This window comes from Methylomonas albis (genome assembly GCF_014850955.1).
Lineage (GTDB): Bacteria > Pseudomonadota > Gammaproteobacteria > Methylococcales > Methylomonadaceae > Methylomonas > Methylomonas albis.
The window spans coordinates 3,514,318-3,535,334 of record NZ_JACXSS010000001.1 but is presented as its reverse complement, the minus strand read 5'-3'; the positions used below and the strand labels follow the sequence as shown (position 1 = coordinate 3,535,334).

At 51.1% G+C, this 21,017-nt stretch carries 5 protein-coding genes; all 5 read left to right on the top strand.

Translation table 11 applies throughout. The features are described 5' to 3' along the window. Positions 1–140: 140 nt before the first annotated feature. The 5 genes from EBA_RS16165 (at position 141) to EBA_RS16145 (ending at position 20,793) form a co-directional block, all read left to right on the top strand. Positions 141–1,880 (top strand): type I secretion system permease/ATPase, encoded by a 1,740-nt coding sequence (locus EBA_RS16165; protein WP_192375668.1) that lies wholly within the window; start codon positions 141–143, stop codon positions 1,878–1,880. Positions 1,881–1,885: 5 nt separating this feature from the next. Continuing rightward, positions 1,886–3,208 (top strand): HlyD family type I secretion periplasmic adaptor subunit, encoded by a 1,323-nt coding sequence (locus EBA_RS16160; RefSeq protein ID WP_192375667.1) that lies wholly within the window; start codon positions 1,886–1,888, stop codon positions 3,206–3,208. Between the two features lie 4 nt (positions 3,209–3,212). After that, complete coding sequence (locus EBA_RS16155; RefSeq protein WP_192375666.1) at positions 3,213–4,535, top strand: TolC family outer membrane protein; 1,323 nt, start codon at positions 3,213–3,215, stop codon at positions 4,533–4,535. 130 nt (positions 4,536–4,665) lie between these two features. Beyond that, entirely contained in the window at positions 4,666–5,385 is a 720-nt protein-coding gene (locus EBA_RS16150; protein ID WP_192375665.1) for a response regulator transcription factor, read from the top strand. Between the two features lie 387 nt (positions 5,386–5,772). Further along, positions 5,773–20,793: a CARDB domain-containing protein gene (locus EBA_RS16145; RefSeq protein ID WP_192375664.1), complete on the top strand. Its 15,021-nt coding sequence runs from the start codon at positions 5,773–5,775 to the stop codon at positions 20,791–20,793. Positions 20,794–21,017 lie beyond the last annotated feature (224 nt).

Sequence of the window (21,017 nt, the reverse complement as noted above, 5' to 3'; positions counted from 1 at the left end):
TGTTTTGATGATCAATCGGGGTGACTTTACCCCGGTTTTTGTGTTGTTGTCCCATGAACGTGGCTCCTATAGCCTCCATGCCTTGGACAATGACGATTTCTCTAAAGCAATTGCCGCTGTAAAACAACAATAATCAGACGATGCCATTTCGACAAGGATTGAAACCCAACGCCAAATCCGATCTGGAGCAGGCGCTCAAAGAATGTAAAGGCGCTTTTTTCTCCGCTGCCGGCTTTAGCATGGTGATCAACCTGCTGATGCTAGTGCCGTCCATTTACATGCTACAAGTCTATGATCGGGTAGTGCCGACCGGGAACAAATCCACGTTATTGATGCTGACTCTGATTGTGTTCGTGCTATTTCTGACCATGAGTGTCTTGGAATGGGTCCGCTCGCAAATTCTGGTTAGAGTCAGCACCCGGCTGGAAACTTTGCTCAACCAGCGCGTGTTTGCGGTGGCTTACAAACAATCTTTGTATTCCGGCGGGCAACGCGCCACCACCCAAGCCCTAGACGACTTAACTGCTCTTCGCCAGTTTCTCACCGGCAACGGCTTGTTCGCCTTTTTCGATGCGCCGTGGATGCCGATTTATATTGCTTTGATGTTCGTGTTTCATGCTTGGTACGGCTGGTTCTCAGTGGTGACCTCCATCATCCTGGTGCTGATTGCGATAGCTAATGAAAAAGCTACGGCCAAGACCCTGGAAGAGGCCAATAAAGTGGCCATGCTTGGACGTGGCCAAGTGGGCAGTAATCTGCGCAATGCCGAAGTCATCGAAGCCATGGGGATGATGCCTAGAGTACGGCAACGCTGGCTGCTCACCACGCAGCAAGTCTTGCTCTTGCAATCGGTTGCCAGCGCCCGCGCCGGGTTGATCGGCGCTGCCTCGAAAGTGGTGCGTCTGACTTCGCAATCTCTGATTCTGGGCCTTGGGGCTTATTTAGTTATCGAGCGCGAAATCACGCCGGGCTTGATGATAGCCGGCTCCATCCTCTTGGGACGGGCCTTGGCGCCCATCGATTTGATGATCGGTACCTGGAAAGGTTTTGTGAATGCCCGTGGTCAGTATCAGCGCCTACACGACGTCCTCCTGCAAATTCCGGCAGATGCCGAGAAAATGAGCTTACCGGCGCCGACCGGTGTCGTTCGGTTCGAAGAAGCCCATGTTGTCCCGCCAGGTGCCAAGGTCGCAGCCTTAAAATCTGTCAATCTCACCATCGAGCAAGGCGATTTGCTAGGCGTAATTGGTGCCAGCGGTGCCGGTAAATCCACTTTTGCCAGAGCCTTGTTAGGCATTTGGCCGACCGCCAGCGGCAAAGTTCGCCTGGATGGTGCCGAAGTGTCGGCCTGGAATCGTGAAGAACTGGGGCCTTATATCGGCTACCTGCCGCAAGATATTGAATTGTTCGAAGGCAGCATCAGCGAAAACATCGCTCGCTTTGGTGCTATCGATGCGGAACAAGTGGTGGCCGCGGCGAAGATGGCAGACGTTCACGAGTTGATCTTACAGTTACCGGAAGGTTACGACACCAAAATTGCTGCCGGTGGCGGCGCACTGTCCGGCGGCCAACGGCAGCGCATCGGTTTGGCCAGAGCCTTATATGGCAATCCAGTGTTGGTGGTGTTGGACGAACCCAATTCCAACCTGGATGAGCAAGGCGAGCTGGCCTTGGCCAATGCCTTACAGCGATTGAAACAGAAAAAAGTGACGGTCGTACTGATTACCCATCGCCAAAATGTGTTGGCCAATGTCGATAAATTACTGGTGTTGGCGGGCGGTCAAGTAGCCGTCTACGGGCCTCGCGATCAAGTGATTGCCCACCTGCAACAAGCGCAACAACCTCCAGCCGGCCCGCGTGGGCCGCAATCACCGGTGTAAGCAGAATGAATTCACCTTTAAAAACGGACGCACTACCCATTCTGTTGCTGACCGATGACCGGCCGATTCGCATGATCGGGCTGATTGTCCTCATATCCACCCTAGGCGTATTTGGGCTTTGGGCCTATCTCGCTCCGATTGACGGCGCGGCACTGGCCAGCGGTTTTGTGGTCGTCAAATCGCATAAGAAAACCGTGCAGCATCTGGATGGCGGGATCGTCAGCCAGTTGCTGGTCAAGGACGGCGACATTGTCAAAGAAGGCGACTTGTTATTAACCCTGGATGGTACCGAGAACAAAGCCCAATTGGAAATTGCTCGCGGCCAATTTATAACCCTGGCGGCTCAAGTCGCTCGGCTGGAAGCGGAACGCGATGGCAAAACAACGGTGGTCTATCCGGAAACCCTAAACGACTCCGCCGACCCAAGAATTCTGGAAGCCAAAAAAACCGAGAATCAGATTTTTAGCGCACGCAAAAACGCCCACGAAGGTGAAATGGCGGTGCTGAAACAACGTATCGGCCAGCTCAATTCCAAAATAGATGGCTTGCATGGCCAACGGACCAGTAAGCAAGAGTTGATGGCCTCTTACAGCGAAGAAGTAAGGGATTTAAAAGAATTACTGGCGGAAGGCTTTGCCGACAAGCAACGCTTACGCGATGTAGAACGCAACCACACCTTAAACAGCGGTGAAGTCTCGGCTTTGAGTTCGGACATCGCCGCCGCCCAGATTCAGATCGGCGAAACCAAACTGGAAATCTTGCAGCTCGAAAAGAAGTTCCAGGAAGAAGTTGCTGGCAAGCTCAGTGAAGCCCAAACCGAGCTGTACGATGTCAATCAGCGCATGCTGGCCACTCGCGACAAGGTAGTACGGATAGACATCAAAGCACCGGTGGCCGGTCGCATCATGGGCTTGGCGGTGCATACCCTGGGTGGCGTGATATTGCCCGGTCATCCGATCTTGGACATCGTGCCGCAGCAGGAAGAATTAATCGTCGATGCCCAGGTCTCACCATTGGACATCGACCGGGTCAGCGTCGGCCTGGTCGCCGAAGTACGCTTTACCGCCTTCAAACAAGCCCTGACGCCCATCATCGAAGGCAAGGTCATCAACCTCTCCGCAGACCGGTTGGTTGAGGAAAAATCCGGTACCCCATACTACCAAGCGCAAATCGAATTGACGCAGGAAAGCTACCAGAAAATGAAAAACCTGGAACTGGTGCCAGGTATGCCAGTAGAGGTACTGATCAAAACCGGGGAACGGACGGTTTTCGAGTATCTCACCAAACCGATCAGCAATGCCTTTGCCCGTGCGTTTATCGAGGATTGATGGCATGAACCTACTTGGCAAGTTAGCACCAGCAATGCTTTTGATCGCTACTCAGCCTGTGGTCGCCGACGACTTGCTGGGTATCTACCAACAAGCTTTGCAAGCCGATCCACAACTGAGAACCGCCGAGTTAAAAGTCGATGTCGGCAACGCCCAAAAAGGCCAAGCCTTGGGCCAACTCTTACCGCAAATTACCGGCACAGCCAATTGGTCCAGCAACAAGCAAAGTGTGCCAGGCTTTACCGACCGAGATTACAACGGTACCCGCTACTACGTGTCCTTAAGCCAAAGCCTGATAGACTTTGCCAAATTCTGGGATTGGAAGCGCGCGCAGGAAGTTGAAAACCAATACAGTGCCGAATTGACAGAGGCCCAACACACCTTGATCTTCAGCGTCGTGCAGCGTTATTTCGCGGCGCTGGATGCAGAAGACCAACTGCAGCTGACGCAGATGGAACGGCAGGCTACCGAAACCGAGCTGGAGCAGGTCAAAAAGCAATTTGCCAAGCAATTGATCAAAGTCACTGACCTCTATGAAGTCGAAGCCCGGCTCGATCAACTCAAAGCCGATGAGATTGAAGCGGGGAGCAACTTGATCATCGCCCGGCAGGCGATGAAAGAGCTGACCAATACCTTGCCCACATCGCTTAACACACTACGCGAGGGTATCGAATATCACGAGCTAGAAGGCAAGCTGGACGACTGGATTGCCGTGGCTAAAAGCCAGAATCCGCAACTCGCTGCCCAACAGAGCGCCATCGAAGCCGCCAGCAACAATGTCGCGGTGCAAAAATCCAGGTACTTGCCGGTCGTGGATTTACAACTGAACTATTTCGATACCGACACCGGCTATCAAAGCGTCCAAACCAGCCATACCCAAACTCAGGTAGCGGCGATTAACGTTAATGTGCCGATTTTTACCGGCGGTACCACCACCCACCGGATGTTTGAGGCGCAAAGCCGGTTGGCGATGACGCAAGAAGAGAATGAAGCGAAAGTCCGCGCCCTAGTTAAGGAGACCAGCGACGCCTTCTCTGCGTCCAACGCCAATGCCCGCCGCATCAGTGCCTCGGAAAAAGCCCTGACGTCCGCCACTAAATCCCGGGAGGCCATGCAAAGCGGTTTGAAATACGGCGTACAAACCATCGCCGATGTGTTGCGTGCCCAGCAGGTCGAATACAAAGCCAAGCGCGAGCTGGCCAAAGCTAAGTATGAATACATCATCAACCGGGTGCGTTTCTTAAAAGCAATCGGCACGGTTAACGAGGAAAATTTACAAGAAGTCAACGGCTGGTTGAGCAGCGCGGCGGATATGGGTAGCCGTTGACAGTATCCACGAAGCGAGTTGATTGGCCCTAAAGGCTATAAACAAAAATGGCAACGCCAAGCCGCAATTTTGGGGCGGATGCCAAACCACATTCGAACAGGCAAATAGGTAGCCCACTTTATAAGCAGTGATGGAACACAATATTCAATACCAAACCCGGATCATCATTCTGGAAAGCCAGGAATTGTTCAGACTTGGTCTGCACACGTTTCTGGCTAGCCGACCCGAATTGCTGTTAGTGGCAGAGTTCGAGCGCTTTGAGCCTTTGTTGGAACATTTCGCCGAGTTGGCCCCGGATATTGTGTTATTCGATTTGCTGGCAGAAAGCGGGCTGGCGTTCCGGCAAATCCCGCAACTACGCAAATTGTTGCCCAACTGCCGCGTCCTGGCATTGGCATCCAATCAGGAGCAAGCCTTATTAGTGGAAGCATTGCATCACGGCGCGGCGGGCATTTTTGGTAAGCATCAAAGCGGCGAGTTGCTGTTAAAAGCCATAAGCAGTGTCGCCAACGGCGAACCCTGGTTTGACCGGCAACTATCGCATGCGGTCTTGCTCGCCGAGTCTAATCGCTTAGCTGCCATGCAAAGCGCCTGTCCGCCCTTGGCGGCGTTACTCAGTAAGCGTGAATATGGCATTGCCTGTCTAGTGGCCAAAGGCTTGTCGGCCAAAAAAATCAGCACCCGCCTAAATATCAGCGAAAAGACCGTCCGCAACAAACTGACCGCAGTGTATGAAAAATTGAAAGTAGAAGGCCAGATTGATTTATGTTTAAAAGCGCCTGAATTGGGATTTTGTAGGGAATTTAATCAAAGCTGTAGCTGGGATATTTGTCCCAATTATGCAGGATAAATAACCCGATTCTCCAGGATAGCTTGCTCTTACGGCAAATTAGGTAAATCGGCAATAATCTATGATGACCATCACGTTAACATAATTAGTTGCCAACTTTTTAGTAATTAGATATGTCGATAATTTCCTTCCCTTCGGCTGATAAAGAATCTAACGCAGGATATCGTCTTGTCAGGGAATATTAGGGAAATACAAGGGCTTACTGAATACCGATTTTGCACATGATATTGAAATTTGGGTTTCCAATATTAGCAACACCGCATTAACTAAATCAATTTGTGTTTTCAAGCATCAAGAGGATGTGAAGAAACATAATTTGTAGAAAGAATATTAGTTCAACAAAAAATTAAGTTTTATTGCTAATCACATATTTGATAAGGATCGATCATGACCAGCCTAGTATTCATCGATAAAAATGTTTCCAATTATGAGTTGCTAATTAGTGCGCTGCCCATGGGAACAGAATACTATTTACTGGATAGCTCACTGGATGGTGTTTGGCAGATAGCCGATATTTTGCAAGGTCGCGAAAACCTGGACTCTATTCAGATTATCAGTCATGGTGCAATAGGATTTCTGTATTTAGGCGCATCGGTCTTAAATAGCCAAACGATTGATGACTATCAGCAAAAACTACAACAGATAGGTAAGAGTCTTGCATCAAATGGTGACATATTACTTTATGGTTGTAATGTCGCCCAAGGTGACGTCGGGCTAACATTTATCAATTCTCTGGCACAACTAACTGGTGCCGATATTGCTGCTTCGGAGAATCTAACAGGTAATAATTTGCTTGGTGGTGATTGGACCTTAGAACAAAAAACGGGCGATATTGAGAGTAGGAGCCTTCTGGATCCTTCAGCACAATTTAATTACGTGGCTACTTTGGGGAATTTTGTCGGCAATGCTGGCGATAACACGTTGATCGGTAGTAATTTTAACGATTATCTGGCTGGCGGTGACGGGAAAGATTCTCTTTTTGGTGAACAAGGCAATGACAATTTAAATGGACAATGGGGTGATGATACGTTGGATGGTGGTGCGGGCAACGACCAATTGCATGGAGGTTCTGGCAACGATACCTACGTTTTTGGGGTGGGTTCGGGGCGGGATACCATCAACGAACACGATGATAGTGGGCAGGGTGGTAATGACAAAGTACTTTTTAGCGGTTTAAGCCAAGCCGACGTCAAGTTTGAGAAGATCGGTACGGCAGACTTAAAACTGACGATCAAAGCCACAGGAGAAGTGCTTTATGTCAGCAACGAATTCAGCGGCGATACCGGCTATGCGATAGAGACGTTCAGTTTCACGGATGGCAATCTGACGCTGGAGCAGGTCAATGCTAAATTCCTGGTTGGTACTGCAGGCGCCGATGTGCTTTACGGCTACGTCGGTAATGAGACCTTAAGTGGCAATGGAGGAAACGATACCCTGAATGGTCTGTGGGGTGATGATACGTTGGATGGTGGTGCGGGCAACGACCAATTGCATGGAGGTTCTGGCAACGATACCTACGTTTTTGGGGTGGGTTCGGGGCGGGATACCATCAACGAACACGATGATAGTGGGCAGGGTGGTAATGACAAAGTACTTTTTAGCGGTTTAAGCCAAGCCGACGTCAAGTTTGAGAAGATCGGTACGGCAGACTTAAAACTGACGATCAAAGCCACAGGAGAAGTGCTTTATGTCAGCAACGAATTCAGCGGCGATACCGGCTATGCGATAGAGACGTTCAGTTTCACGGATGGCAATCTGACGCTGGAGCAGGTCAATGCTAAATTCCTGGTTGGTACTGCAGGCGCCGATGTGCTTTACGGCTACGTCGGTAATGAGACCTTAAGTGGCAATGGAGGAAACGATACCCTGAATGGTCTGTGGGGTGATGATACGTTGGATGGTGGTGCGGGCAACGACCAATTGCATGGAGGTTCTGGCAACGATACCTACGTTTTTGGGGTGGGTTCGGGGCGGGATACCATCAACGAACACGATGATAGTGGGCAGGGTGGTAATGACAAAGTACTTTTTAGCGGTTTAAGCCAAGCCGACGTCAAGTTTGAGAAGATCGGTACGGCAGACTTAAAACTGACGATCAAAGCCACAGGAGAAGTGCTTTATGTCAGCAACGAATTCAGCGGCGATACCGGCTATGCGATAGAGACGTTCAGTTTCACGGATGGCAATCTGACGCTGGAGCAGGTCAATGCTAAATTCCTGGTTGGTACTGCAGGCGCCGATGTGCTTTACGGCTACGTCGGTAATGAGACCTTAAGTGGCAATGGAGGAAACGATACCCTGAATGGTCTGTGGGGTGATGATACGTTGGATGGTGGTGCGGGCAACGACCAATTGCATGGAGGTTCTGGCAACGATACCTACGTTTTTGGGGTGGGTTCGGGGCGGGATACCATCAACGAACACGATGATAGTGGGCAGGGTGGTAATGACAAAGTACTTTTTAGCGGTTTAAGCCAAGCCGACGTCAAGTTTGAGAAGATCGGTACGGCAGACTTAAAACTGACGATCAAAGCCACAGGAGAAGTGCTTTATGTCAGCAACGAATTCAGCGGCGATACCGGCTATGCGATAGAGACGTTCAGCTTTGCTGATGGCGATCTGAACAGGGACCAAGTTAATGCCCTAGCAACTTTTGGCAATAGGCTTGTTCTTACTGGTACCATTGGTGCTGATACCCTCACCGGCAACGATGGTAACGACACCCTGTACGGATTAGCCGGAAACGACAGCCTAGACGGCGGCGCGGGCGACGACACCTTGTACGGTGGAGCGGGCGATGATACCTATCGGTTTGGCATAGGTTCGGGCCAAGACAGGATTCAAGAGGATGACGGTCGGAGCGGGCGTGGCGGTACCGATCAGGTGATTTTCACCGGCCTGAACCAAGCCGACGTCAGCTTTGAAAAGGTCAATACCTATGACCTTAGAATCACCATCAACTCGACCGGGGAATCGCTTTACATCAAGGATCAGTTTTACCCGGACACCAGCTATAACATCGAAACCCTACTGTTTGCTGATGGCACGGTGACGCCGGCGCAAATCAATGAGCAACTCAGTACAGGTGGGAGCAGTGACGACACCTTGTTTGGCTGGACCGGAAACGACACGCTAACGGGTAATCAAGGAAATGATCAATTATACGGTTTGGCTGGAAACGACGCCCTAGACGGAGGTATCGGCGACGACACCTTGTACGGTGGAGCGGGCGATGATACCTATCGATTTGGCATCGGTTCGGGCCAAGACAGGATTCAAGAGGATGACGGTCGGAGTGGACGTGGCGGTACCGATCAGGTGATTTTCACCGGCCTGAACCAAGCCGACGTCAGCTTTGAAAAGGTCAATACCTATGACCTTAGAATCACCATCAACTCGACCGGGGAATCGCTGTACATCAAGGATCAGTTTTACCCGGACACCAGCTATAACATCGAAACCCTAGTGTTTGCTGATGGCACGGTGACGCCGGCGCAAATCAATGAGCAACTCAGTACAGGTGGGAGCAGTGATGACACCTTGTTTGGCTGGACCGGAAACGACACGCTAACGGGTAATCAAGGAAATGATCAATTATACGGTTTGGCTGGAAACGACGCCCTAGACGGAGGTATCGGCGACGACACCTTGTACGGTGGAGCGGGCGATGATACCTATCGATTTGGCATCGGTTCGGGCCAAGACAGGATTCAAGAGGATGACGGTCGGAGTGGACGTGGCGGTACCGATCAGGTGATTTTCACCGGCCTGAACCAAGCCGACGTCAGCTTTGAAAAGGTCAATACCTATGACCTCAGAATCACCATCAACTCGACCGGGGAATCGCTTTACATCCAAGATCAATTTTATCCGGATGCCAGTTTCAACATCGAAACCTTTGTGTTTGTCGATGGCACGGTGACGCCGGCGCAAATCAATGAACAACTCAGTACAGGTGGCAGCAGTGACGACACCTTGTTTGGCTGGACCGGAAACGACACGCTAACGGGTAATCAAGGTAATGATCAATTATACGGTCTGTGGGGCAATGACAGCCTAGACGGCGGCGCTGGCGACGACACCTTGTACGGTGGAGTGGGCGATGATACCTATCGATTTGGCATAGGTTCGGGCCAAGACAGGATTCAAGAGGATGACGGTCGGAGCGGACGTGGCGGTACCGATCAAGTGATTTTCATCGGCCTGAACCAAGCCGATGTCAGCTTTGAAAAGGTCAATACCTATGACCTCAGAATCACCATCAACTCGACCGGGGAATCGCTTTACATCCAAGATCAATTTTATCCGGATGCCAGTTTCAACATCGAAACCTTTGTGTTTGTCGATGGCACGGTGACGCCAGCGCAAATCAATGAGCAACTCAGTACAGGTGGGAGCAGTGACGACACCTTGTTTGGCTGGACTGGAGACGACACCTTAGTCGGTGGCGACGGCTACGACAAACTCTACGGCGGAAACGGAAACGACACGCTAATCGGCGGCAACGCCGGCACCAACAGCGACACTAACGGTAACGAATTATATGGTGAAGACGGCAACGATATTCTTACCGGCGGGGATCTTTCCGGATTCGGAGACATATTGTCCGGTGGTAATGGGAATGACACTTTAAGTGGTCTGGCGGGTAATGACCTCCTTAATGGTGATTCTGGTAGCGATAGCCTTCTAGGTGGAGATGGTAACGATACCTTAAAAGACTACACCAATAATATCGACGGCGTGGCGGACATTAACACCCTGAGCGGTGGCGTTGGTGACGATCAGTTCTACATCTATTCGCCGGATAGGCTTGATAGCAGCACTCTGACGGGAGGCAATGGCAGAGATATTTACCACCTGCAACTAGATAATGTCAGTACGGTCAACGTGACCGACTTTGCGGTTGGCGCAGTTGGTGATGTAATTGACATCAGTTCTTTCATCAATGCCATTGGTAGCGCGCCTTTTGATCCATTATCAGGGTACCTGCGTCTTAGACAGGATGGCGCCAATACGCTCTTAGAATTGGATCCTGATCGCGTCAGCAATAGCGCGCAAGGTTGGCGTACTGCATTGGTGTTGCAGAACGTTATTGCCACCAGCCTGACGCATGACAACTTTACACCGGCCATGCAACTCAATGGTGTCGGCCTGGATACCAGCAGCATTGCCGAAAATAGTCCGGCTGATACCGTCGTTGGTCACCTTTACACCTATGGGTTAGGGCTGGATGGCAGTCATACCTTAAGTTATACCTTGCTGGACAATGCCGATGGTCGTTTTACCCTGGTCGGCAACGAACTGCGCGTCGCCGCCGGTGCCATTTTGGACTACGAGTCGGCACATAGTTACCCGGTGGTCATACTCGCCGCCGACGGTCAAGGCGTTAGTGTCACTAGCAACCTCAACATTGCCCTAAACAATATAAATGAAGCGCCCACATCGCTGAGCTTAAGCACTACTAAAATCGACGAAGCCAGTTTAGTCAACGGCTTATTTGTAGCCAATGTATCGGCCAGCGATCCAGATGTCGGCGATAGCTTGCATTACAACTTATTGGACGACGCGGGTGGCCGTTTCACTCTTGTTGGCAGTCAACTACGCATTACTGATGCCAGCTTGTTCGATTTCACGACTCAAGCGAACTATACGGTAACTCTTAAAGTCATCGATGCTGACGGCCTCAGTTTAAGCAAAGATTTCAACATCAGCCTCGAACGGCATCCCGATCTTGCCGTTACGCAAATTGATGGCCCGCAATCCGCGCGTTCTGGCGAAAGAATTCAATTTTCCTGGATTGACGGCAACCCAGGCCTAGCGGGAGCCGATACGACTTGGACGGACAAGGTGTATTTGGATGACCCCAATACTGGTGATTTAGATCGCTTAGTGGGTACTTTTAATTTTACAGGCAATATTCCGGCGGGCGGCTCGATAGAGCGCATTCAAACCCTGGCTTTACCCAGTGATTTACCTAGTGGCGACTACCGTTTTGTCGTCGTCACCGATGTTAACAATTCAGTCAACGAAGGTGTGACCGGGGAAGCCAATAACACCACCATAAGCACGCAAACTATCCATATTTCCCCTGAACTAAAACCCAATCTTCAGGTAGGCTCGGTGACTGTACCTACCACCGCTTTCACGGGACATTCAATTGAGGTGCAGTGGACGGTAACCAATGCAGGAACGGCGGCCACCACTACTCCCGTGTGGAACGATGGGGTGTACTTATCGGCTGATAATGTATTCGACAGTAAGGATATTTATCTGGGTTCAGCGACTAATGCCGCTTATTTGGATGTCGGACAAACTTACAACAACAACGCAACGGTCTCATTACCCAAGTTAGAGGGTGACTATCATATTTTGGTTGTCGCGGACCGTAATGCGCAGGTTAGCGAAGGCAACGAAAACGACAATGTCCGGGCCAGTGCAACACTGACCATTCAGCCAATTCCCATTGCCGAGTTATCGGATTTGGCGGTTATTTCAGTCGCCGCGCCAGCGCAGGCCTTCTCGGGCCAACGCTTAAATCTCACCTATACCATTGATAACGCGGGACAAGCGGCAATTGCTGGAGATATTAAGTTTCCGGAGTGGGTAGAACAAATTTACATGTCCAAAGACGATGTGTTGGATGCTAGCGACACCCTGTTACAAACTATTGCTCGTGATCTTTATTATCAGACGGTGGTATGGGTAGATTTACCTTTTCATGATCTGCTAGGCGGCGGCGTGGGCGGAAACGGAATTGGATCCCCCTTAAACTCATCCGAACCTCAAGGCTACTACATCTGGGTAGACGACCCCAATTATATTCTCCCACTGGCAGGGGCGGGATCCAGCGGTGGAAGTATCGGTGGTTTTAGCTTTCCTGGTACATCATCAACCCAAAGGCATGGTTATTACAAATACGGCTACTACAAATACGAAACCGTCAATGATCTTCCCCAAGCCAACAACGCCACTCATTTTACGACGACCGAGAGCGTAACTTTACCGGTAGGCGAATCGGGTGACTACACCTTCTTTGTTCGGGTCATACCCGTTGCCCCCGTATCCAATGTATTCGCGTCCAATGATGTTGGTTTCGACAGTACTCCAACGGTCGTACATTTAACCCCACCGCCCGACTTAATGACTGAAAGCGTGGGGGTGCCCGGCACCGCGTTGGCGGGCCATACCCTTAACTTCAGCTACCATGTCAGCAATAGAGGCTTATCCAGCACACCCAATACCAACTGGACAGATGCGGTTTATTTATCCCTGGACAGTCTGTTGGATGCCAATGACATCAAACTAACAGAGCTCAATCACAGCGGCGCATTACAGCCGAATGAAGCATACAGCAACACTGCCACGCTGACCTTGCCGAACGGAATCACCGGTAATTATTATTTAATTGTCAGCGCTGACAGTAAAAATGAAGTTTTCGAACAAGATAACGCCAATAACGCAGTCAGTTCTGCCGCAATCACGATCAACAGCCAACCTGCTGATCTACTGGTCAACACAGTTGCCATGCCTACCACGGGCCAGGCCGGAAATGCCGTATTGTTAAGCTGGCAAGTCAGCAACCAAGGCACAGGCGACAGTATTGCCAATGCTTGGACGGATGCCATTATTGCCTCGACAGACGCCATCATCGGTAATGCCGATGATGTGTTATTGGCAACTTTTGCCCATCAAGGTTTGCTTAACCCTGGCGAACATTACAACCGCAACGAGCTGGTGGTATTGCCTAACAGCTTAAGCGGCAACTATTCAATTTTCGCCGTTACCGATTTCAACCATCAGGTTTTTGAAGCGGACCAAGAAAATAACAATGCGACAGCGCCAAGCAATCTTCTAAACATCTTGGCCAGTCCATCCGATTTACAAGTCAGCAGTGTTTCAACACCGGCAACGGCTGACTCGGGCAGAGCGATCAACATTGCCTACACCGTTAAAAACCTTGCCAACAGGACCGAAGCCAATTACTGGACCGATACCATCACCTTATCGACCGATGCGGTACTGGGAAATGCCGATGATGTCATTCTTGATACGGTCGGCCATTACGGTACGCTCGATTTCAATCAAACTTATTCCGTCAACCGCAACTTCGCGTTGCCTAATGACTTACAAGGCATTTTCAATGTTTTCGTAACCGCTGACGTCAATCACCGGGTGCAAGATAGTGTGCTGGGCAACAACAGCTTACAAGCTGCAAACACCCTCACGGTGGTACTCAGTGCCATGCCGGACTTGGTCATCAGCTCACTGGACGCGGCCAACCAAGCGGTCAGCGGCCAAAACCTGGCGTTGAGCTGGACCATAAAAAATAACGGTGCGCCAACCAATTCAACTTATCGTACGGTGTTTTATTTATCGCCCGACCAAGTGTTGGATAGAGATAGCGATATTTACCTGGGATATGCTGACAGTTTTAATCCGCTCGCTACCAGCGCAACGTTAAGCAACAGCATAAACCTGCACATACCCAGCGGCCTGTCCGGTACCTACCAAGTGTATGCTGTGGTTGACAGTAACGATGGAATCTACGAACGCGACGGCGAAAGCAATAACGTGGCTCACGACAGCACGCCGGTAGCTATCAGTCTACCGCCTTTAACCGATTTAGTCGCCGGCACCATTACCGTGCCGCAAACCAACTTGCTCGGACAGCAAGCCAGCATCACTTACACGGTCACCAATCAAAGCGCCGATAACCTGAATAGCAGTTGGCAAGATTCCGTCTATCTGTCACTGGATGATGTTTGGGATGTGCGCGATCAACTATTCGCTCGCGTGGACATCAGCAAAAACCTCAATCCCGGCGACAGCTACACCCAAACCGTGAGCGGTCAATTGCCCGGCTTGGCGGTTGGCAATTATCAAGTCATCGTCCGTAGCGACATCCGCAATGTCATCCCGGAAAGCAATGAGGCCAATAATTTAAAAGCCTCGGTCGATGCGGTAAAGGTTGATGTGGCGCAACTTAGCTTGGGTAGCGCAGCCAACGGCAGTATTGGCGCGGCAAATTCGGCTTACTACCGGGTTGATGTGGCGGCCGGCGAAACCTTGAAAGTGGCGTTCGATAGCGTCAGCGCCACCGGACGCACCGAACTGTTTATCAGGCATGGCGACATCCCTAGCCGCGCCAACTTTGATTACCGTTATAGCGTTGCCGATTCGCCCGACCAAAGTATCACCATTCCAAACACCCAGGCCGGCACCTATTACATCATGGCTTATAACGCCGATAGCGCTGCCAGTGCTTACTCGATCACTGCTGATACCCTGCATTTTGGCATCGACGACTTAAGCCTGCACCAGGGCAGCAACAAAGGCCAAGTCACCGTGCGCATCGACGGCGCGGAATTTACCACCCACACCAATGCCCAGCTGATTGGCGCGGATGGCGTCGCGCATGCCGCCCAGCAAATCGTCTGGAAAGATGGTTCCGAATTGTGGGCAACCTTCGACTTGCGCGGCATGGCGGTCGGTGCTTATGACCTTAAACTGACGGATGACACTCACACTGCCGTCTTAAGCGATGGCTTCAATGTCATTAGCGGCACATTGGGGCATGTCGAATACGGCATGGAAACCCCGCCCGCCTTGCGCGCCATTCGTAATAGTTCGAGCAGTGAGCAAGGCACGGTGCGGGTTTACTACAAAAATACCGGCGATACCGATGTCGCCGCGCCAGTGCTGAATGTCTCCGGCAACGTGTTGTTAAAACTGCCGCAAGATAGCCAATTCACAGCCAATTCCGTGCAGTTTTTAGCCGTTGACAGCGAAGGTGGCCCGGCGGGTATTCTGGCGCCGGGAGCGGAAGGCAGTTATGAACTGATCTTCAAGGCTAATTTTGCCGGCACCGGCTCCGTCAATCTTGGCGTGTCCAGCCTTGCCGGCAATCAAAGTATGGACTGGGCAAGCATTTTAGAAACCGCCAAGCCGGACGGAATTGACGCCGCTGCATGGTCAAAAATCAAAGCCAACCTGATTCAAGAGCTAGGCTCAAGCACAACCGACTACCAAACCCTGTTGGATAGCAATGCAACCCAACAAGACGCGTTGGAAGGCCGCACCAACAGTGTCGAAGACTTGTTCCGGATGGCGTTTTTACGCGCCACCAATAACGGCGCCTTACTCCAAGACACCGAGATCGGCGTATTGGGACGGGGCAGAAGCTTTGATTGGGACATTACCGCCACTCAACAAGGCAACGGCGATGTGCTGGTTAAGATTGGCGGTCTACAACAACGCTTTGTTCTGCAAACCAATGGCAGCTATACCAGTGATGGCAGTAGCACGCTTAGCAAACAATACGGCGTGTTCACCCTCCAGCAACTGGGCGGCGGCAAAATCGATTTCAATGCCGATGGCACCTTTCACGCGGTCGTCGACAGCAACGGCAACGTCTTACAGGCAACCTACAACGCCGCCGGACAATTAAGCCAAGTCAGCAATGCCTTTGGTGCCAGCCAAACCTTCATTTACAACCAACAAGGCCGATTAATCACTATCACCGACCAAGACGGCCATGTCACCAGTTTTGCTTACGACACCAATGCCGAATTCTTAACGGACATTACCACCCAAAACGGCACCACCCACTACGATTATGTCGGTACCGGCAGTACTCAACAAGTCAGCACGATTACTTTGCCCAACGGCACGGTACAACATTTTGAATATAACAGTGCCGGCCAGTTGCTTAAACAAAGCGTCAACACCGGTCAACAGACCACGACTTACGAATATGTCGGCGTCAACGAAGTGCTGGTGAAAGACGCCCAAGGCCACACCACGCATTTGTGGCTGAATGATCGCGGCCAAATCGCCCAAGTGGAAAACCCGCTGGGCCAGGTGACGCAATTGCACTACGACACCAAGGGCAACTTAATAGCTACGATCAACCCAGACGGCACGGTCAGCCAGATTAGCTACGATGGCAATAACAACCCGCTCAGCGTCCAAGATGCATTGGGCCATAGCGTTAATTTCGCCTACAACCCGCAAAACGGCCAATTGGCCAACGTCAGCGACCAGCGCGGCAACCCGCTGAGTTACAGCTACGACGTCAACGGCAATCTCAACCAAATTACCTATGCCGATGGCAGTAAAGAACAATACAGTTATAACGACGACGGTACCCTAAGCGGCATGGTCAATCGCCGCGGCGATGGCATTAGTTATCGCTACGATGCCAAAGGCAAGCTCCTGGAAAAGACGTATGCCGACGGCAGTAAAGCCAGCTACGGCTACGACGCTCATGGCAATCTGACACTAGCCACCGATGCCGACAGTTCCACCAGCTTCCAATACGATAGTTACGACCGCCTGATTAAAACCACCGATACCGAAGGACGTTGGCTCAGTTACGGCTACGATAGCGTTGGCCGTAAATCTCTAATGTCGGATTCGGCAGGGCATACCACCCACTATCGCTATAACGATCAAGGACTGCTGGATAGACTCAGCGATGCCAACGATAACACCATCGCCAGCTACCAATACGACGAAAACGGCCGCTTGAGCCGGGGCGACAACGGCAATGGCACCTATACCACTTACCAATACGATGCGGCGGGGCAACTTACCCATTTAATCAACTTCAAAGCCGACGACAGTATCAACTCGCGTTTTGATTACACCTATAACGAGGTGGGGCAACGCACCAGCATGACCACGCTGGACGGCACTACTCACTACGACTACGACGCGACCGGCCAACTCACCGGCGTTACCCTACCCGACAGCAGGCACATCGAATATCGCTACGATGCAGCCGGTAACCGCATTACCGTCAGTGACAGTGGCGTGACGACGGATTACGCCACCAACGCGCTGAATCAATACACCGATGTCGGCAATGCCAAATATGCTTATGACAAAGACGGTAATCTAAGCAGTAAGACAGAAGGCGGCGTCACCACCACTTATGCATACGATGACGAAAACCATTTAATCGGTGTTAGTACCCCTGGCGATACTTGGCACTACGAGTACGACGCTCTGGGCAACCGCATTGCCAGCATCCATAACGGAGTACGTACCGAATACCAGTTGGATCCGACCGGCATGGTCAATGTGGTGGCGGAATACGACGGCGCAGGCCAGTTGTCGGCTGTTTACACCCACGGCTTGGGTTTGGAAGCGCGTAGCGATGCCGGCGGCAACGATTATTATGACTTTGATGCGCTGGGTTCCACCACCGGTTTGACCAATGCTACCGGAAGCTATGTGGACCGCTATAGTTATTTGCCGTTTGGTGAAAACCTGACGACTAACGAAGCCGTCGCCAACCCGTTTGAGTATGTCGGGCAATGGGGGGTGATGGATGCCGGTAATGGATTGGATTTTATGCGGGCGCGGTTTTATAACGCGGATGAGGGGCGGTTTTTGTCGGTTGATCCGATTGGAATAAATGGTGGAGAAAATCTATACAAATATGCAAATAATCAACCAACCCTTTGGACTGATTTACTTGGGTTAAATCCAGGCGATACAGCTGTTATTATGTATCGTCCGATTGACATGATGGGGTTACAAAATTATCCATATACTACTACAATCACTGGTTACCTCGATGTCGACACAGTTCACAAACAAGTTGTTTTTTATAACAAAAATGGAGAGATTATAGATAACAAAGGAGTTGGCGTGGGACCTGATGGGAAGGACGATATATCATCAAATTATGACTTTATAACGAATAGTGATGGCTCCGTTACTATTTATGATGGCGATACTATGAGGGCCGCAATACAAAGAGTGGGAAATTGGGATTTTCAATCTTTTCCACCATCAAGTCCTTTCAAAAACGGAGGCAATTGCCAAGCTTATATTCATGCTATTCAATCCAAATATAGCGAGTTAGATGTGTGGCATAATTTGAATTTTTGGGATCATCTAGCCGATTGGTGGGTTGGGAATAGAGACAGTTTATGGGATAACATAATGAATGGCCTAATATCCATCATTTCCCCCAAAGACCCCAACGACATTCTCCACCCCGAAGGCTTTGGTGCCGACCACTGGCTCAGCGCGGACGATGCAATTCCTTACACCATCCGTTTTGAAAACCAAGCCACCGCCACTGCACCCGCCCAAGAAGTCACCATCACCGAAAAACTGGACAGCGATTTAGATATAAACAGTTTCCGTTTAGGCGATTTCGGTTGGGGCGACATCAGCATTCATGTCCCCGATAACACGGCGTTTTACATCAACCGTCTGGACTTGACCGCCACTAAAGGGTTTTTGGTGGATATCATCGCCGGTATCGATGTCGCCAAGGGTGAAATCTTCTGGACTTTTACCACGATAGACCCCAAAACCGGCGAAATCCCCGTAGACCCCAGCATCGGTTTCTTACCGACCAATGTCGACAAAGGCACCGGTGAAGGTTTTGTCAATTACAGCATCAAACCCAAAGCGGACGTAAGCACCGGCGCCGTGATCAATGCCCATGCCACCATCGTCTTCACCAGCCAGGAACCCATCGATACCCCGGCGGTGTTCAACACTCTGGATGCCGATAAACCGCTCAGCCAAGTGCAGGCCGCCACGGCAACCGAAACCGTCGCCAGCCCGGAGTTTCTGGTGCGCTGGTCCGGTAGTGATGCCGGTTCTGCAATTGCCGGCTACACCGTCTACGTCTCGGACAACGGCGGCGCTTACACGTCGTGGCTGACCAATACCCAGCTGACCGAGGCAAGCTATCAGGGTCAGAATGGCCACCGTTATGCCTTCTACAGCCTCGCCACCGACAATGCCGGCAACCGCGAAGTTGCGCCGGAGCAGGCCGATGTGATTGTGAATGTCGATACCGGCGGACCTGCCGTTACCGAGCTGATTCCGCCAGCCAATGGCCGCTATGCATTAGGCAGCAACCTCGACATTGCCGTGCGATTTAATGAGGCTGTGACGGTCAATCTCGGTAGTTTGGCCCCTTCGCTAGCACTGTTAATCGGCAATACCTCGGTGACTGCCGCTTATCTATCCGGCAACGGCACAGACACCTTGTTGTTCCGTCACACGGTTCAAGCTGGCGAATACGACAGCGACGGTATTGTTATCGGCAATGCCATCGCCTTAAACGGCAGCAGCATCACCGACCTTGCCGGCAACCCTGCGGATCTAGCCTTGGTTGCTGTTGACACCACCGGTATCGTCATCAACAACGCGCCGGAACTGACTCTGCAAGGCGGCAGCCAAACCCTGGAAGGCATCGACTACCAATTGACGATACAAACCGCTGACGCCGACACCGGTAATGCAGGTTTAAGTCTATCGATCGATTGGGCCGACGGATCGGCACTGCAAACCCTAACCGCCGCCGAACTATCGGCATTGGGCGGCGTTGTCAGCCATCTTTATTTGGATGGCAATGCTGATCTAGTGAATCCGACGGCTTACACCATCCAAGTCACCGCCACCGATCCTTTGGGTGTACAAACCCAGCAAAGCCACAGTCTGTTGGTCGGCAACGTTGCGCCTAACCTTACCGTGTCAGGTGCGGACAAAGTCGACGAAGGCCAAGCTTACCAACTCAACCTGGGCTCAATTACCGATCCGGGCCAAGACACTGTCAATCAAATTATCGTCCACTGGGGCGATGGCAGCCAAAATAGCTATACCGGCTTAAGCAACGTCAGCCATGTCTTTGCCAATGGCGGCGTGGTGCGTCATATCAACGTTGATTTAATCGACGAAGACGGACAATACAATGCGGTAGCCGGCAAAACTGTGGCGATTTACGATACCGAAACCTTTGGCAACGCACCCGCTACCATTAGCAAAGCCAATCCTAATGGTTGGATCAACGCCTGGAGCGCAAGCGATGTCAGCATCAGTCACAAAACCAATGTCAACAACACCGGCGAAGGCTGGAGCGCAGTCAGCTTGAATGCCTTAAACGTCAACGCTCTCAACGGCGGCGATATTTACGGTGGCGACTTGGGGGTGAGCGGCAAATCTTTGAACACCAGCAGCGTTTCGCAAGAAATAGATGGTAGCGAAGCCTTACGCTTCAGCCTGACCCACTTGGCCCACGAAGCCCAGATCAGTTTGTCACGCTTGTTCAGCAACGACGATAGTTTGAATGGTCTCAGTGAAGAAGGCAGGCTGCAAGCCTACAATGGCAACACCTTGGTCGGTGAAACCGTGTTTCGCGGTGATAGTCCGAACGGCCAAAAACTATTCGTTTTGGATGTAAACCAAGGTTTTGACAGCCTGGTTTTCACCGCAGGTGCTTACAACAATCAAAGCCAATTCGTCAGCGGTGCCTACGACAACGCCGAAGGCCAGTTCGCCAGCGTGCCCTATTCAACGGGCACTGGTCTGCATGGTAGTGATTATTTGGTGGATGTATTGTTGATTGGAGTTAAGCCTGAAGAGATTTTGGTATGAGATAGCGGGCAGTTACGTGCTGCTGGTGACTACAGACCCCGTATTGGGCTTTAGTTACCAGCGCAGATAGTCAACATTGAGGATTGGCTGTCAACGGCATAGAGTGGGATGTATACCCACCAGCGATCAAGCCTTTCTCGTTCAATACTCCGGAACCCATGCCCGTACCTTCTGCGATATGGCTAATGGGAACTGGTCTTTTGTTACCACTGCGAAAAAGTTAC

Bases quoted from the DNA above. Each gene is read 5' to 3' on its own strand.
- EBA_RS16150 (WP_192375665.1), top strand. From the start codon at position 4,666: ATGGAACACAATATTCAATACCAAACCCGGATCATCATTCTGGAAAGC.
- EBA_RS16145 (WP_192375664.1), top strand. From the start codon at position 5,773: ATGACCAGCCTAGTATTCATCGATAAAAATGTTTCCAATTATGAGTTG.
- EBA_RS16160 (WP_192375667.1), top strand. From the start codon at position 1,886: ATGAATTCACCTTTAAAAACGGACGCACTACCCATTCTGTTGCTGACC.
- EBA_RS16165 (WP_192375668.1), top strand. From the start codon at position 141: ATGCCATTTCGACAAGGATTGAAACCCAACGCCAAATCCGATCTGGAG.
- EBA_RS16155 (WP_192375666.1), top strand. From the start codon at position 3,213: ATGAACCTACTTGGCAAGTTAGCACCAGCAATGCTTTTGATCGCTACT.